11 protein-coding genes and 1 riboswitch are annotated in these 16,149 nt (G+C 69.3%); of the genes, 4 read left to right on the top strand and 7 right to left on the bottom strand.

Annotation, left to right across the window (positions count from 1 at the left end; translation table 11 throughout):
* Positions 1–16: 16 nt before the first annotated feature.
* From AU196_RS07755 to AU196_RS07745, 3 genes are read right to left on the bottom strand one after another with little or no spacing between them, the layout of a single operon-like run.
* Positions 17–2,629, bottom strand: a complete 2,613-nt coding sequence (locus AU196_RS07755; RefSeq protein ID WP_059094525.1) for an FHA domain-containing protein — start codon at positions 2,627–2,629, stop codon at positions 17–19.
* Positions 2,630–2,672: 43 nt separating this feature from the next.
* A complete protein-coding gene (locus AU196_RS07750) occupies positions 2,673–3,572 on the bottom strand; it encodes a hypothetical protein (protein WP_059094524.1) in 900 nt (299 codons plus the stop codon).
* Positions 3,573–3,577: 5 nt separating this feature from the next.
* A complete protein-coding gene (locus AU196_RS07745; protein WP_059094574.1) occupies positions 3,578–4,783 on the bottom strand; it encodes an NADH:flavin oxidoreductase in 1,206 nt (401 codons plus the stop codon).
* Between the two features lie 39 nt (positions 4,784–4,822).
* Between AU196_RS07745 and AU196_RS07740 the strand changes: the two genes are divergently transcribed.
* The 3 genes from AU196_RS07740 (at position 4,823) to AU196_RS07730 (ending at position 9,502) form a co-directional block, all read left to right on the top strand.
* Positions 4,823–5,680 carry a bifunctional methylenetetrahydrofolate dehydrogenase/methenyltetrahydrofolate cyclohydrolase gene (locus AU196_RS07740; RefSeq protein ID WP_197415730.1) on the top strand — a complete coding sequence of 286 codons (858 nt, stop codon included), beginning with the start codon at positions 4,823–4,825 and terminating at the stop codon, positions 5,678–5,680.
* On the top strand, positions 5,677–5,970 hold the full coding sequence (locus AU196_RS07735) for a DUF3017 domain-containing protein (RefSeq protein WP_059094523.1): 294 nt from the start codon (positions 5,677–5,679) through the stop codon (positions 5,968–5,970). Before AU196_RS07740 ends, AU196_RS07735 begins: the two co-directional genes overlap by 4 nt.
* A 289-nt stretch (positions 5,971–6,259) precedes the next feature.
* Positions 6,260–9,502, top strand: a complete 3,243-nt coding sequence (locus AU196_RS07730) for an NAD-glutamate dehydrogenase domain-containing protein (protein ID WP_059094572.1) — start codon at positions 6,260–6,262, stop codon at positions 9,500–9,502.
* Between the two features lie 5 nt (positions 9,503–9,507).
* On the opposite strand, the gene AU196_RS07725 is transcribed toward AU196_RS07730, so the two are convergent.
* The 3 genes from AU196_RS07725 to AU196_RS07715 are packed head-to-tail and all read right to left on the bottom strand — an operon-like array spanning position 9,508 to position 12,692.
* Positions 9,508–10,239 carry a class I SAM-dependent methyltransferase gene (locus AU196_RS07725; RefSeq protein ID WP_059094522.1) on the bottom strand — a complete coding sequence of 244 codons (732 nt, stop codon included), beginning with the start codon at positions 10,237–10,239 and terminating at the stop codon, positions 9,508–9,510.
* Positions 10,236–11,366 carry a homoserine O-acetyltransferase MetX gene (gene metX / locus AU196_RS07720; protein ID WP_059094521.1) on the bottom strand — a complete coding sequence of 377 codons (1,131 nt, stop codon included), beginning with the start codon at positions 11,364–11,366 and terminating at the stop codon, positions 10,236–10,238. Before metX ends, AU196_RS07725 begins: the two co-directional genes overlap by 4 nt.
* Positions 11,367–11,384: 18 nt before the next feature.
* Positions 11,385–12,692, bottom strand: coding sequence for a bifunctional o-acetylhomoserine/o-acetylserine sulfhydrylase (locus AU196_RS07715; protein ID WP_059094520.1), 1,308 nt, complete (start codon positions 12,690–12,692; stop codon positions 11,385–11,387).
* A 42-nt stretch (positions 12,693–12,734) separates the two neighbouring features.
* Positions 12,735–12,853, bottom strand: a riboswitch (SAM riboswitch).
* Between the two features lie 151 nt (positions 12,854–13,004).
* Here AU196_RS07715 and AU196_RS07710 point away from each other — a divergent pair.
* Positions 13,005–15,260 carry an NADP-dependent isocitrate dehydrogenase gene (locus tag AU196_RS07710; protein ID WP_059094519.1) on the top strand — a complete coding sequence of 752 codons (2,256 nt, stop codon included), beginning with the start codon at positions 13,005–13,007 and terminating at the stop codon, positions 15,258–15,260.
* Here AU196_RS07710 and ephH read toward each other — a convergent pair.
* Positions 15,257–16,096: an epoxide hydrolase EphH gene (ephH, locus tag AU196_RS07705; protein WP_059094518.1), complete on the bottom strand. Its 840-nt coding sequence runs from the start codon at positions 16,094–16,096 to the stop codon at positions 15,257–15,259. The genes AU196_RS07710 and ephH overlap by 4 nt on opposite strands.
* Positions 16,097–16,149 lie beyond the last annotated feature (53 nt).

The raw sequence follows: 16,149 nt of genomic DNA, 5'->3' as shown, positions 1-16,149 counted from the left end.
CTTGTTGAATCCGAAATCAAGCGCTCTTGAGCCGGATCTTCCAGCGAACGAACCCGACGTACGCGACGCTCAGCAGGGCGAGCATGCCCATGTCGAACCACCACGCCGATCCGGTGTGCTCCCAGTGCGCATCCTTCGGCGTCAGCGGACCGGGGACCAGCTTGATCAGGTCCACGGCGGATGCCGACGCGGCGAATCCCCAGCGGGCAGGCGTGATCCAGGACAGCTGGTCGAGCACCAGCCGGTCGGTCACCGGGATCATGCCGCCGGAGAACACCAACTGGCTCATCACCGCGACGACCAGGAGCGGCATGATCTGCTCGTTAGACTTCGCCAGCGCCGACAGCGCCAGACCGACCATCGCCGCGGTCACCGTCGTGGCGGCCATCACGACGAACAGCTCGGCGGTCGGGCTCAGGAACGTCAGCGCCCCCTGGGTGGGTGCGCCCTTGCCCGCGATGGTGATCGCCGTGACGATGGTGGACTGCAGGATCGCGAACACCGCGTAGATGCACACCTTGGCCAGCAGGTACGCCGTGGTGGACAGGCCGACGGCCTGTTCGCGCCGGAAGATCGCACGCTCGCCGATGAGGTCGCGGACCGTCAGCGCGGTGCCCATGAAGATCGCGCCGACGTTGAGCAGCACCAGGATCTGGCCGGGTTCGTTCGGGGCGTCGCCCATCGGGTCGGGCACCCCGAAGCCGACGGTGCCGGGCACCGACAGCGACAGCACACCCATGATGAACGGCAGCAGGGCCAGGAAGACGAAGTAGCCGCGGTCGGAGACGATCAGGCGCATCTGGCGCCGCGCGATCGTCGAGAACTGCCGCCGCAGGCTTGTCTTCGAGGGTTCGCCGAGGTTGCTGGGTTCGTCCTCGGTCGCCAGCTGGTCCGGTGGCGGGCCGTTGAGCGCGAGGAACCGCTGGTTGGCACCCTCCGGATCGCTGGCCACCGAGCTGAAGATGTCGGCCCAGTTCGTCGTCCCCATCGACCGGCCGATCTCGCTGGGCGGACCGCAGAACGCGGTCTTGCCGCCCGGCGCCAGCAGCAGCACCTGGTCGCAGACGTCCAGATAGGTCAGCGAGTGGGTGACCACCAGCACGACGCGGCCCGCGTCGGCCAGTTGCCGCAGCATGGTCATGACCTGGCGGTCCAGGGCGGGGTCGAGCCCGGAGGTCGGTTCGTCGAGGATCAGCAGTGACGGGCCGGTCAGCAGTTCCAGGGCCACTGAGGCGCGCTTGCGCTGGCCGCCGGACAGTTTGTCCACGCGGGTCTCGAGGTGCTTGGTCATCTCGAGTTCCTCGAGGACCTGCATGACGACCTGTTCGCGGTCCTCTTTGGTGGTGTCCGGCGGCAGCCGCAGTTCGGCCGCGTACATCAGCGCCTGTTTGACGGTGAGCTGACCGTGGACGACGTCGTCCTGGGGCACCATCCCGATCCGGGAACGCAGTGAGGCGTACTCCGCGTGGATGTTGTGACCCTCGAACGTCACCGACCCGGCGGTGGGATGGGTGTATCCGGCGACCAGGCGCGCGAACGTCGACTTGCCTGCGCCGGACGGCCCGATGACCGCGGTCAGCGTGCCGGGGCGGGCGGTCAGCGAGATGTTGTCCAGCAGCGTCTTGTTGTTCTCGATCGTCCACGTGACGGCGCGCGCGTCGAGGCCGCCGGTGGCGGTGGCGGCGGCGGTCTCCGTCCGCCGGGCCAGCGTGCCGCCGCTGAAGACCAGGTCGATGTTGCCGATGGTGACCACGTCGCCGTCGCGCAGCAGCGCTGACTCCACCCGGGCGCCGTTGACGAAGGTGCCGTTGATGCTGCGGGCGTCGATGATCTCGGTGCCGCCGGCCGCGGGAACCAGCGAGGCGTGATGGCGGGAGGCCAGCACGTCGGGGATGACGATGTCGTTGTCGCTCGCGCGGCCGATCTTGATCGCTCCGGCGGGTGCCTCCGGCGCCCGGCCGGGCCGCAGGATCTTGAGCATGCTGGTCGCGAGGTTGCCGGCGTCACCGGACCGCGGGGCGGCCGTCGGGCCCATCCGGGTGACGGGTTCGAGCGCGGCGTGCTCCGACAACGGCGGCGACAACGGCGGCGACATGGCGGCGCCGGGGGCCGGTGGGCGCGTGCGCGGCTGCGGGCCGGACGGATGGTGTGGCTGCGGCCCGGACGGATAGTGCGGCTGCGCCCCTGTCGGATAGCGCGGCTGCGGCCGCGACATCGGAGGCGCCGGGGGTGGCGGGGGCGCCGATGGTGTCCAGCCCCCGGTGGCGGCCCGCGCCACGGGGACCGCGGTGGTCTGCGGTGGCCGTCCCGCCGAACCCTGGTGGCGGCCGACCTCGAACGTCAGCTGCGGGCCGTCGGGGTTGCCGATGTTGAGGCTCTGCCCGTCGCGGATGTCGACGGCGGGCACGCGCCTGCCGTTGACGAACATGCCGTTGAGGCTGCCGTTGTCGATGGCCACCCACCGGCCCTGGTCGAATCGCAGCACCAGGTGCGCGCGCGAGATCAAGGGGTGGGCGATACGGACGTCGGCCCGCAGATCACGGCCGATGACAACGTCGTTGCCAGGGGCGAATGTGCGGGTGGATCCTTCGTACCGAACGGTCAGCGCAGGTGGGGACGGTCGGCTCATCGGGACCAACTGTATAGGTAGCGCGGGCGATGCCGGCTCATGATCAGCTCGCGTCGGCGAGGCTGGGCACCGCGGCAGCCGGGTAGCGGTCGCCGGCGTCCCACACATCCCACGTCTGCACGCCCCAGAACACGGCGAACTCCACGATCAGGGCGAACTCGACGATGAACACGCCGAACCTCACATCGGCCAGCAGGAACACCACCGCGAGCACGACGGTCGCCAGCATCGATGTCGCGAGCGCGGCGTAGAAGCGGGCCCGCCGGTGCCGGCTGGCGGCGCGGGCGTAGCAGGCGTGGTAGACGGCCACCAGCACGATGCCGAGGAAGAAGGCGACCGCGGCGATGATGTGGGCCCGGTCGAGGAACCAGTCCCACAACGACAGCAGCGCACCGGCGACGACGATCGCGAACAGCGCCTTGGGCAGCCACGGCTCGACGCGCAGCAGCACCGCGGCGATGCGCTTCCACACCGAGGCGGCCGACGCGCACTCGTCGGGTTCGGCGGTGGGCACCGGCTGCGGCGCACGCCACCGCTGCAACGCCAGGTACAGGGCGCACCCGGTGGCCGCGGCGGTGAACAGCGCGACGATGTTGTTGGCCACCGCGCCGAACGGATCGGCCTCGGTCGGCAGCCACGGCCGGCACAGGCCCTCGGCGTCGGTCGGGATCAACGCGACGACGAACGCCAGGAAGCCGGAGAAGTTCAGCAGCGCGTCCTCGCCGAGCCGGCTGCCCTGATAGGCGATGAGGCAGATGCCCGCGGCGCACAGCGCGGCGACGAACACCGCGTGCGTGCGGGTGTAGAAGAACGCGCTGATCGAACTCTGCAGGCAGGTCTGCTGCCAGGTGAGGCCGACGGAGACCAGCAGGAAGACGACCAGCGCGACCAGGCCCACCCGCACGTAGCGGTAGGTGACCATGGCGTCGCTGGCCGCCTCCACGGGGTTCAGCCCAGCACGGGCAGCGAATCGGGGGCGCCGGTCACCACACAGTGGGTGTGGCTGTAGATGGTCGCCATGCACTTGTTGCAGTGGGTGCACGCCGAGCGAACCGAGCCGGGGGTCGATTCGGCCTTGATCCGGTTGATCAGGTCGGGTTCGGCGAGCAGGGCGCGGCCCATCGCGACGAACTCGAACCCCTCGGCCATCGCCAGGTCCATGGTCTCGCGATTGGTGATGCCGCCCAACAGGATCAACGGCATCGTGAGCTCGGCGCGGAACTTCCTGGCCTTGTCCAGCAGGAACGCCTCGCGGTACGGGTACTCGCGGAAGAACTTCTTGCCGGTCATCCGGATGCCCCAGCTCAGCGGCGGCTTGAACGCGCTCGCGAACTCCTTGACCGGGGCGTCGCCGTGGAAGAGGTAGAGCGGGTTGACCAGCGAGCTGCCCGCGGTGAGCTCCAGGGCGTCGAGGCCGCCGTCCTCCTCGAGCCACTTGGCGGTCTGCAATGATTCCTCGAGCGGGATCCCGGCACGCACACCGTCGGTCATGTTGAGTTTCGCGGTGACCGCGATCTGGTTGCCGACCGCGTCCCGCACGGCCCGCACCACACCGCGCGCCACCTTGGCCCGGTTCTCCAGCGATCCGCCGTACTCGTCCCTGCGCTTGTTGATCAGCGGGCTCAGGAACGAGCTCGCCAGGTAGTTGTGGCCGAGATGCACCTCGACGGCGTCGAATCCGGAGTCGATCGCCAGGCGAGCGGCGTTGGCGTGCGCGGCGGTGACGTCGGCGATGTCCTGCCGCGTGGCCTTCTTGGCGAAGCGCATCGACAGCGGATTGAAGAACCGCACCGGCGCCAGCGCCTTGGCCTTGTTGGTGCGCGAGTTGGCGACCGGGCCGGCGTGCCCGATCTGCGCGCTGATCGCCGCGCCCTCCGCATGGACCGCGTCGGTGAGGCGGCGCAGTCCGGGAATCGCCTCGGGGCGCATCCAGATCTGCCATCCGTCGGTGCGCCCGCCGGGAGCCACCGCGCAGTAGGCGACCGTGGTCATGCCGACGCCGCCGGCCGCGGGCAGCCGGTGGTAGTGGATCAGGTCGTCGGTGACCAGCGCGTTGGGTGTCGACGCCTCGAACGTGGCGGCCTTGATGATGCGGTTGCGCAGGGTCACCGGGCCGAGCTTGGCCGGGGTGAACACATCGGGCTGGGTGTCCATACCGGCAGCCTGCCACAATCGCATGACAAACTGGCTGCCGTGGGTGCGATAACGCTCGATGGGAAAGCCACGCGGGACGAGATCTTCGTCGACCTCAAGGAACGGGTGGCGGCGCTCACCGAACAGGGGCGCACACCGGGGCTGGGGACGGTCCTGGTCGGCGACGACCCCGGTTCCCAGGCCTACGTGCGCGGTAAGCACTCCGACTGCGCGAAGGTCGGCATCAACTCGATCCGCCGCGACCTGCCCGCCGACATCGGACAGGCCGAACTCGACGCGACGATCGACGAGCTCAACGCCAACCCCGAATGCACCGGCTACATCGTGCAGCTGCCGCTGCCCAAGCATCTGGACGAGAACGCCGCGCTGGAGCGCATCGACCCGGGCAAGGACGCCGACGGTCTGCACCCGACCAATCTGGGCCGGCTGGTGCTCAACGAGCCCGCACCGCTGCCGTGCACGCCGCGCGGGATCGTGCACCTGCTGCGCCGGTACGAAGTCGAGATCGCCGGCGCGCACGTCGTGGTGATCGGCCGCGGCGTGACGGTCGGACGGCCCCTCGGGCTGCTGCTGACGCGCCGGTCGGAGAACGCCACGGTCACCCTGTGCCACACGGCGACCCGGCACCTGCCGCAGTTCACCCGCGAGGCCGACATCATCGTCGCCGCCGCCGGGGTGCCGCACATGGTGACCGCGGAGATGGTCCGGCCGGGGGCGGCGGTGATCGACGTCGGGGTCAGCCGCGACGACAACGGCAAGCTCGTCGGCGACGTCGCCCCGGACGTGTGGGACGTCGCCGGGCACGTCTCGCCCAACCCCGGTGGGGTAGGTCCGCTGACCCGGGCGTTCCTGCTGACCAACGTCGTCGAACGCGCCGAGGCGCTCGCGCACGCGTGACCGCGAGAGAATTCGCCCGCAAGGTGTTCGCGGGACAGTGGCCGATCCTTGCGGTCGGCCTGATCGTCGTGGCGGCGTTCGGCCTCGTGGTCGCCGGTTACTGGCGCCGCGGTGCGCTGGTCCTCGCGGTGGGTGTGGGAGTGGCAGCGGCGCTTCGCATCTCGTTGACCGACGAGCGGGCCGGGCTTCTCGCGGTGCGCAGCAAGGCAGTCGACGTCGTCACGACGGCGACGGTCAGCGCGACCATGTTCTACGTCGCGTGGACGATCGACCCACTGGGCACCAGCTAGCTCTGCGTCGAACGTGAGCTTGTGCTCGACGATCGGCCGGATCTTCGCGCACAACCTCACGTTCGGCGGGCCCTTTACAGACTGTAAGCAGTCCGTGGCGATCGGTGACTGACTGTCACCGAACAACGGGTCGACCCCACGACAGACTCGTGGTCGGATGGCAGCGCCGCTACCCGGATTCGACCAATTCCGCACGAGGCGAATCGGATTCGTGGCGCGACAGCACGACCGAGAGGACCGATCCGTGGACGCGCCCAACGACCGTGCCGACGATCCGACCGTCCCGGCGGTGGATCTGCTGGATCCCGCCGGGGTCGAGGGGTTGCGCGGTGACGACATCGCGGTGGCGATCGGGCGCACCGGCGAGCGGGGCCGGTTGCGCTTCGTGCTCGGCGCCGCGCAGTCCGTGCCCCTGCGGCGCATGGTGCCGGCGTTGCAGAGCATGGATCTCGAGGTCCTCCACGAACACACCACCACCAGGACTCGCACCGACGGAACCCCTTGGCACCTCTATGAACTCGTGCTGGAGACCGGCGCCGATGCCGACGCCGGACTGAGCAGGGACCGGCGGGAGACCGACCAGCAGATCCGGGAGACGTTCCACGCGGTCTGGACCGGACGTGCCGAGGCGGACGGCTTGAACACGCTCGTGCCTGCGGCGGGATTGACCTGGCGTCAGGTGTGCGTGCTGCGCAGTTACAGCCGGTATCTGCGCCAGTCGCCGATGCCGTACGGGCAGGGCCGGATCCAGAGCGTACTGCTGGAGAATCCGGAGGCCGCCCGCGCGGCCGTCGCGTTGTTCGAAGCGCGTTTCGGCCACGGTGACCGACCGGCGCAGGATCCCGGACGGCAGGCGGACATCGCGGCGGCCGAGGAGGAACTCTGCGCGCGCATCGACCGGGTGGTGCACATCGACGCCGACCGGATCCTGCGCGCCTACCGCAGCCTCATCAACGCGACCGTGAGGACGAATGCCTTTGCGCCAGAGGCGCTCAGCGCATCCACTCCGTATTTGGTCCACAAGCTGCGCCCGCAGGACGTCGACGAACTGCCCCAGCCGCGACCGCTGTCGGAGATCTTCGTGTACTCGCCCGACTTCGAGGGACTGCACCTGCGGTTCGGTCTGGTGGCGCGCGGCGGGCTGCGCTGGTCGGACCGCCACGACGACTACCGGACCGAGGTGCTGGGCCTGGTGAAGGCGCAGGCGGTGAAGAACGCCGTGATCGTCCCGGTCGGTGCCAAAGGCGTCTTCGTCGTCCGGCCGACTGCGGGCCCCGACCGGAGCGTGACGCCCAGTCGCGGCCTGCGTTGCTACCGGCAGTTCGTCTCGGCCCTGCTGGATGTCGTCGACAACGCCGCCCCGGGCATCGCGCCGCCGCGCAGCGGTGTGGTGTGCCACGACGGGGCCGATCCCTACCTCGTGGTGGCTGCCGACAAGGGCACCGCGTCGTTCTCCGACACCGCCAACGCGGTGGCCGTGCAGCGCGGTTACTGGCTCGGCGATGCGTTCGCCTCCGGCGGGTCGGCGGGTTACGACCACAAGGCGATGGGGATCACCGCCCGCGGGGCGTGGGTCAGCGGCGACAGCCATCTCGACGCGCTCGGCCTCGACGCGGACCGCGGGGAATGCCGTGTCGTGGGCATCGGCGACATGAGCGGCGACGTCTTCGGCAACGGCATGCTGTTGCGCCGCGGGATCAGACTGGTGGCGGCCTTCGACCACCGCCACGTCTTCGTCGATCCGGACCCGTCGGCCGTCCACGCCCGCCGCGAGCGGCAGCGGCTGTTCGACCTGCCCAGGTCGTCGTGGGACGACTACGACCGCGCGATGATCAGCGAGGGCGGCGGAGTGTGGCCCCGCACCGCGAAAACCGTTGCGGTGTCCGAGCAGATGCGCGCCGCACTGGGCATCGCCGATCCGGTCGCGACCCTGACCCCGACCGAACTCATCGGCCACATCCTGCGCGCACCGGTCGATCTGCTCTTCAACGGGGGAGTCGGCACCTACGTCAAGGCGAGCGACGAACACCACGCCGACGTCTCGGACAAGGTCAACGACGGCCTGCGGGTCGACGCCGCCCAAGTCCGTGCCCGGGTGATCGTGGAGGGCGGCAATCTGGGTGTGTCACCGCGTGGGCGAATCGAATTCGCGCGTGCCGGTGGACACATCAACACCGACGCCATCGACAACGCGGCAGGAGTGGACTGCTCCGACCACGAGGTGAACATCAAGATCATGCTCGATGCGGCGGTGCGCGCGGGCACGCTGCCCCGCGGCGCGCGCAACGGCCTGCTGGCCGAGATGACCGACGAGGTGGCCGCGCTCGTCCTGGCCGACAACAGGGACCACAACCGGCTGCTCGGCGACGCGCAGTTCAACGCCGGACAGATGGTGCACGTCCACGCGCGGATGACGGCCGACCTGGAACGCCGCAGCGGCCTGCATCGCAAGCGCGAGAACCTGCCGGGCCCCGACGAATTCGGCGAGCTCGCCAAGTCGGGCATCGGGCTGACCCGGCCGCAGCTCGCGACGCTGATGGCGCACGTCAAACTCGACCTGAAGTCGGACCTGCTCGCCGGTGACGAATTGGCCGACCCGCACTTCGGTGAGATGCTGCGCCGCTACTTCCCGGCCACCATGCGCCGCCGGCTCGGCGATACGCTCCCGGACCACCCGCTGCGGCGTGAGATCGTCGCGACGTCGATCGTCAACCGCATGCTGGCCACCTCCGGCCTCACCTACGCCTTCCGGCTCGCGGAGGAGACCGGCGCCACCACAGGCGACATCGTGCGCGCACACGCCGTCGTGTCGGAGGTCTTCGACCTCGACACGCTGTGGGCCGACATCTACGCCGCCGGGCTCGCGCCCGCGCTGACGAACTCCCTCGTCATCGAGGGCCGGCGTCTGCTCGACCGCGCGTCGCGGTGGTTCCTGCTCAACCGTCCGGCGCCGCTGCGGATCGACAGCGAGGTGAGCCGCTTCGCCCAGCAGGTCGCGACGCTGCGCGGCAAACTCCCGGCGATGCTGCGCGGGGGCGAGCTGGCCGCGGCGACCCGGGCGCACCGCGACCTGATCGAGCAGGGCGTTCCGCCGGCGACAGCGGGCGCGGTCAGCGAATCGCTCTACGCGTTCAGCCTTCTGGACATCATCGACATGGCGCACCTGCACTCCGAGGACGCCACCACACTCGCGCACATCTATTTCGAACTGTCCGACCACCTGGGCGTCGACGAGCTCCTGATGGCCGTGTCGTCGCTGCCGCGAGGTGGCCGCTGGCATTCGCTCGCCAGGCTCGCGTTGCGCGAGGATCTGTACCGCTCACTCCGTGGCCTGACGCTCGACGTCAGCAGGCGCGTCTACCCGTTCACCGACGATGTCAGCGTGGTCGACGAATTCGAGGCCTACAACCGGCCGAGGCTGGAGCGTGCCCGGCGCACCCTGAAGGAATTCCTCGACACCGACCAGCCGGACCTGGCCGTCGTCTCGGTGGCCTCGGCCCAGTTGCGCCGGCTGACGACCACCCAGGGCTAGCGACCTCAGGCCAGCGTCGCCCTGATGCACACGGTCACGTACGGCAGCGCGAGCCCCGCCGTGTTCACCAGCGCCGGATGGGTGGCCAGCAGTTCGCGCACCCGGTCGAGGGTGTGGGTGCGCACGTCCGCGGGCGAGGTGATGCAGTAGCTGCGCGAGGCGACCAGGTCGATGAGCGCCTGCGGGGTCAGGTAACTCGTCCACTCGACGTGGTGGCGCTCCGGGTCGGTGAACGGGCCCGGTAGCGACACCTCGTCGGTGAACGGGTCGTTCTCGTGGCCGATGATGCGGCCCAGATCTTTGACCCAGCCCATCCTCTCGTCACGGGTGTTCCACACCAGGCCGAGCCGCCCGCCCGGCCGCAGCACGCGGGTGACCTCCTTGACGGCACGGTCCGGGTCGAACCAGTGCCAGGCCTGCGCGACGAGCACGGCGTCGACGCTGTCGTCGGCCAGCGGGATCTCCTCGGCGGTCCCGAGCAGCGCCGGGGTGTCGGGCAACGACCCCGTCAGCACCTCGAGCATCTCCGGGATGGGATCGACGGCGATCACGTCCAGGCCCCGCTCCACCAGGCGCGTGGTCAGCTTGCCGGTGCCCGCACCGAGGTCGAGGACGGTGTGCGCGCCGCGCGGCAGCAGCCAGTCGATCGCCTCCGGCGGATACGACGGCCTGCCGCGTTCGTAGGCCGCGGCCTGCGCCCCGAAGGACAGCGAGGGGTCGGCCGGCTCCTGGCTCATCGCGCCGCCAGCTCCAGCGTGCGCCGGATCAGCTTGCCGACGGCCTCCGTCTCGACCAGGAATCCGTCGTGGCCGAAGATCGAGTCGACGACCTCGAGACCCGGGCAGCCCGGCAGCAGGTCGGCCAGCTCCTGCTGCAGTCGCAGCGGGTAGAGCCGGTCGGAGGTGACGCCGCCGACGATCGTGGGCACGCGGCAGCGCTGCAGGGCGGCCCGCACCCCGCCGCGGCCGCGGCCGACGTCGTGGCTCGACAACGCGTCGGTGAGCGCGACGTAGGTGCCCGCGTCGAACCGCTCGACCAGCTTGGCGCCCTGGTACTCCAGATAGCTCTGCACCGCGTACCGCCCGCCGGTCGTCGGGCTCTCGTCGCCCTGGGCGTCGTTGCCGAAGCGGTCGTCGAGTTCCAGCTCGCCGCGGTAGGTCAGATGGGCGAAGCGGCGGGCGAGCGCCAGTCCGGTCGACGGCGCGCGCCCCGTGCCGTGGTAGTCGCCGCCGCGCCAGTCGGGGTCGGCCTTGATCGCGGCGACCTGGGTGCTCTGCGTGCCGATCTGGTCGGCGGTCGCGCGGGCGCCCACCGCGAGGACCAACGCCGCGCGGACCGTGTCCGGGTGGCCGACGATCCACTCCAGCGCACGCGCGCCGCCCATGGATCCACCCACCACCGCGGCGACCTCGGTGATGCCGAGCGCCTCCAACGCGGCGAGGTCGGCGGTGACCTGGTCGCGGACCGTGACCGCGGGAAACCGCGAACCGTACGGCCGGCCGTCCGGGGCGATCGACGACGGCCCGGTGGATCCGCGGCAGCCGCCCAGGACGTTCGTCGAGACCGCGCACCAGCGGTCGGTGTCGATCGAGGCACCCGGCCCGGCGACGCCGTCCCACCAGCCCGGGGTGGGGTGGCCGGGTCCGGCGGGTCCGGTGACGTGCGAGTCACCGGTCAGCGCGTGAAGCACCATCACGACGTTGTCGCGGTCGGGGGAGAGCTCGCCCCACCGCTGCACGGCGATCGACACGTCGTCGAGCACCGCGCCGCTCTCCAGGGTCAGCGGGCCGATGCCGACCACGCCGATCTCGCCCTCGGCGGGCAGGTCAAGCGCGGGCACGGCCGGAATCTCTGAAATCGTCACTTGCTGTCTCTTCGGAACTCAGCTGATCGCCTTGGCGGCGGCGAAGCCCTGCTCGAGGTCGGCCAGGATGTCGTCGATGCCCTCGATGCCGACGGCCAGCCGCACCAGGCCGGGGGTGACGCCGCTGGCCAACTGCTCCTCGGGGCTCAGCTGCGCGTGCGTGGTCGACGCCGGGTGGATCACCAGCGAGCGCACGTCACCGATGTTCGCGACATGGCTGTGCAGCGTCAGCGCGTTGACGAACGCCTTGCCCGCATCGACGCCGCCGGCCAGCTCGAAGGCCAGCACGGCGCCGGTTCCCTTCGGCGCCAACTTCTTTCCGAGCTCGTACCACGGCGAGCTCGGCAGTCCGGCGTAGTTGACCGACAGCACGTCGTCATGGCCGGCCAGATACTCGGCGACGCGTTGCGCATTGGCCACGTGGCGCTCGACTCGCAGGCTCAACGTCTCCAGGCCCTGGGCGATCAGGAACGCGTTGAAGGGCGCGGCGGCGCTGCCGAGGTCGCGCAGCAACTGGACCCGCGCCTTGAGCGCGTACGCGGGCGCGCCGAGGTCGGCGAACACCACGCCGTGGTAGCTCGGGTCGGGGTCGGTGAAGCCGGGGAACTTGCCGTTGGTCCAGTCGAACGTGCCGCCGTCGACGATCACCCCGGCGATCGCGTTGCCGTGTCCGCCGAGGTACTTGGTGGCCGAGTGCACGACGATGTCCGCCCCGTGGGACAGCGGCTGGATCAGGTACGGCGTGGCGATGGTGTTGTCGACGATCAGCGGGACACCGTTGTCGTGGGCCACACCCGCGACCGAAGGGATGTCGAGGATGTCGATCTGCGGATTGGAGATCGTCTCGCCGAAGAACGCCTTGGTGTTGGGGCGCACCGCGGCCCGCCACGACTCGAGGTCGTCGGGGCTCTCCACGAAGGTGACCTCGATGCCGAGTTTGGGCAGCGTGTAGTGGAACAGGTTGTACGTGCCGCCGTAGAGCCGCGGGCTGGACACGATGTGATCGCCCGCGCCGGCCAGGTTGAGGATCGCGAAGGTCTCCGCGGCCTGCCCGGAGGACAGGAACAGCGCCGCCACACCGCCTTCGAGCGCGGCGATCCGCTGCTCGACGACGTCGGTGGTCGGATTCATGATCCGGGTGTAGATGTTTCCGGTCTCGGCCAGCCCGAACAGCGCCGCGGCGTGGTCGGTGTCGCGGAACGTGTAGGACGTGGTCTGGTAGATCGGCAGCGCGCGGGCATTGGTCGCCGCGTCAGGCGTCTGGCCGGCGTGGACCTGTTTGGTCTCGAACGACCACCTGGCGATCAGGTCTTCTGGCGTGCTCATGCGAAACGGACCTCCCTCTGTGTCTGGGGGCCCGTCGGTACGGACCCGCGCTTGCCGCGTAGCCGTCACGGCTACCCAACCTGGTCATCACCCGGGGCACCCCACCGCGGTTGGAGGGTTGCCGGCCAGCAAGCCGGGGCTTGACGCTGGCACTCATGACCGCCAGGAAGCTTATCTCACCGCCCGCCGCCCCTGCCACCAGTGATCCCGCGGTGCGCTCGATCTGCAGGGAGCCGTTTCTGCGCGGGTGCCTGCCGGGTAGCGTCGTATCCGACAATGCGGAGCTTCGATCTGACGCCGGGAGAACACCACATGAGCGCCGAGCAGCCGACCATCATCTACACGCTGACCGACGAGGCGCCGTTGCTGGCGACATACGGGTTCCTGCCGATCGTGCGGACGTTCGCCGAGCCGGCGGGCATCGCGGTGAAGACGAGCGACATCTCCGTGGCGGCGCGCATCCTGGCCGAGTTCCCCGAGCGCCTGACCGACGAGCAGCGCGTCCCGGACAACCTCGGTGAACTCGGCAAGCTCACCCAGGACCCCGACACCAACATCATCAAGCTCCCGAACATCAGCGCTTCGGTGCCGCAGCTGCTCGCCGCGATCAAGGAGCTCAAGTCCAAGGGCTACGACCTGCCCGACTACCCCGGGGACCCGAAGACCGACGAGGAGAAGGAGATCCGGCAGCGCTACGCCAACTGCCTCGGTAGCGCGGTCAATCCTGTTCTGCGCGAAGGCAACTCGGACCGCCGGGCACCCAAGGCGGTCAAGGAGTACGCCCGTAAGCATCCGCACAGCATGGGGGAGTGGAGCCAGGCGTCGCGCACCCACGTCGCGACCATGAAGCACGGCGACTTCTACCACGGCGAGAAGTCGATGACCGTCGACAAGGACCGCAAGGTCAAGATGGTGCTCGAGACGAAAAGCGGCGAGACCATCGTCCTCAAGCCAGAGGTCAAGCTCGACGCGGGCGACGTCATCGACAGCATGTACATGAGCAAGAAGGCGCTCTGCGAGTTCTTCGAGGAGCAGATCGAGGACGCCTACAAGACCGGCGTGATGTTCTCGCTGCACGTCAAGGCCACCATGATGAAGGTCAGCCACCCGATCGTGTTCGGCCACGCGGTCAAGGTGTTCTACAAGGAGGCCTTCGCCAAGCACCAGAAGGTGCTCGACGAACTCGGCGTCAACGTCAACAACGGCATGTCCGACCTCTACGACAAGATCGCGACGCTGCCCGCCTCGCAGCGCGAGGAGATCGTCCAGGACATCCACGCCGTCCACGAGCACCGGCCGGAGCTGGCCATGGTCGATTCGGCCCGCGGTATCACGAACTTCCACTCACCCAGCGACGTGATCGTCGATGCGTCGATGCCGGCGATGATCCGGTTGGGCGGCAAGATGTACGGCGCCGACGGCCGGACCAAGGACACCAAGGCCGTCAACCCCGAGTCGACGTTCTCCCGGATCTACCAGGAGATGGTCAACTTCTGTAAGACCCACGGGCAGTTCGACCCGACGACGATGGGCACCGTGCCGAACGTGGGGCTGATGGCGCAGAAGGCCGAGGAGTACGGCAGCCACGACAAGACGTTCGAGATCCCCACCGACGGTGTCGCGAACATCGTCGACATCGACACCGGTGAGGTGCTGCTGACGCAGAACGTCGAGACCGGCGACATCTGGCGCATGCCGATCGTCAAGGACGCGGCGATCCGGGACTGGGTGAAGTTGGCGGTCACCCGGGCGCGGGCGTCGGGGATGACCGCGCTGTTCTGGCTGGACACCGAGCGTCCGCACGAGGCCGAGCTGCGCAAGAAGGTCAAGGAGTACCTCAAGGACCACGACACCGAGGGCCTCCACATCCAGATCATGCCGCAGGTGTGGGCCATGCGGTACACGCTCGAGCGGGTGATCCGCGGGCAGGACACCATCGCCGTCACCGGCAACATCCTGCGCGACTACCTGACCGATCTGTTCCCGATCCTCGAGCTCGGCACCAGCGCCAAGATGCTCTCGATCGTGCCGTTGATGGCAGGCGGCGGGCTCTATGAGACCGGGGCGGGCGGCTCGGCACCCAAGCACGTCCACCAGCTGGTCGAGGAGAACCATCTGCGGTGGGATTCGCTCGGTGAATTCCTCGCCCTCGGTGCGTGTTTCGAGGACATGGGCGCCAAGACCGGCAACAAGCGCGCCATCCTGCTGGGCAAGACGCTCGACTCGGCGATCGGCAAACTGCTCGAGAACGACAAGGGCCCGTCCCGCAAGACCGGCGAGCTCGACAACCGGGGCAGCCAGTTCTACCTCGCGCTGTACTGGGCGCAGGAACTCGCCGGCCAGACCGACGACCAGGAACTCGCCGACCACTTCGGGCCGCTGGCCAAGTCGCTGGCCGACAACGAGGAGACCATCGTCACCGAACTCAACGCGGCGCAGGGCAACTCGGTCGACATCGGCGGCTACTACTACCCCGACCGGGAGAAGACCACCGCGGTGATGCGGCCGAGTAAGACCCTCAACGAGGCGTTGGAGGCCGCGACCGTCGCACCGGTGACGGAGGACTAGCGGCCGACGGCCCGGTCCTCGTCGGCCGGGCCGACCACGCTGTCGACGAAGTCCACGATCAGCGACGCGACGCGGTCCGGCGCCTCGAACATCGGGATGTGCCCGACGCCGTCGAGGTGGCTGAACTTCGTGTCGTCCGGCAGGTGTTTGCGGAAATGGTTGACGAACCGGGGGTGCGGCAGCACCCGGTCCTTCTCGCACACCACGAGCTGGGTCGGCACGCCGGTCTCGGTGAGCTCCATCAGCCCGGGCAGCAGCAGCGCCTTGACGAGCAGCTGGTAGTAGGCGGCGCAGTGGGTGACGTCGTCGATGATGTCGCGCAGATCGTCGTCGTCGATCCCGTCCGGGTAGGCGCTGATCGCGACGAACGCCAGGTGACGGGCCCCCGGCAGCCGCGCCGCGCGCTCCCCGAGGAGCTTCGCGACCACGTACACGGGTAGGCCGGCCACGAACTTGGCCACGATCTCGTACTTGGCAGGCGACCACCGGTGCCAGCCGCCTGCCGGGGCGATGCCCATCAGCGAACGGGCCCGGCCGCGTCGCTCGAGTTCGAAGGCGACCCAGCCGCCCAGCGAGTTCCCGACGATGTGGGCGGTCTCCCAGCCCAGTTCGTCCATGCGGCGTTCCACGTCGTCGGCCAGTTCCGCGGTGTCGAGGAAGAACCGGCCTTTGACCCCACCGTTGTGGCCCGGCATGGTCGGCGCGTAGACCTCGTAGCGGCCGGTGTCGGCGATCGACGGCGCCACCTTCTTCCACACGTTCTGCGACATCATGAACGGGTGGAGCAGCAGGATGGGTTCGCCGGATCCGACGTGGATCGGTGCGCGTTCGGTCATGCTGCCCGACACTAAAGGTGATACCGCCGGTACCGCAAGGTGGCCGGTCGCCA

The sequence above is a fragment of the Mycobacterium sp. IS-1742 genome, assembly GCF_001500125.1.
Classification (GTDB): domain Bacteria; phylum Actinomycetota; class Actinomycetes; order Mycobacteriales; family Mycobacteriaceae; genus Mycobacterium.
The sequence above is the reverse complement of the archived record's forward strand: the minus strand, read 5'-3'. Positions and strand labels throughout refer to the sequence as shown.

Bases quoted from the DNA above. Each gene is read 5' to 3' on its own strand.
- AU196_RS07755 (WP_059094525.1), bottom strand. From the start codon at position 2,629: ATGAGCCGACCGTCCCCACCTGCGCTGACCGTTCGGTACGAAGGATCC.
- AU196_RS07745 (WP_059094574.1), bottom strand. From the start codon at position 4,783: ATGGACACCCAGCCCGATGTGTTCACCCCGGCCAAGCTCGGCCCGGTG.
- AU196_RS07725 (WP_059094522.1), bottom strand. From the start codon at position 10,239: ATGAGCCAGGAGCCGGCCGACCCCTCGCTGTCCTTCGGGGCGCAGGCC.
- AU196_RS07715 (WP_059094520.1), bottom strand. From the start codon at position 12,692: ATGAGCACGCCAGAAGACCTGATCGCCAGGTGGTCGTTCGAGACCAAA.
- AU196_RS07710 (WP_059094519.1), top strand. From the start codon at position 13,005: ATGAGCGCCGAGCAGCCGACCATCATCTACACGCTGACCGACGAGGCG.
- ephH (WP_059094518.1), bottom strand. From the start codon at position 16,096: ATGACCGAACGCGCACCGATCCACGTCGGATCCGGCGAACCCATCCTG.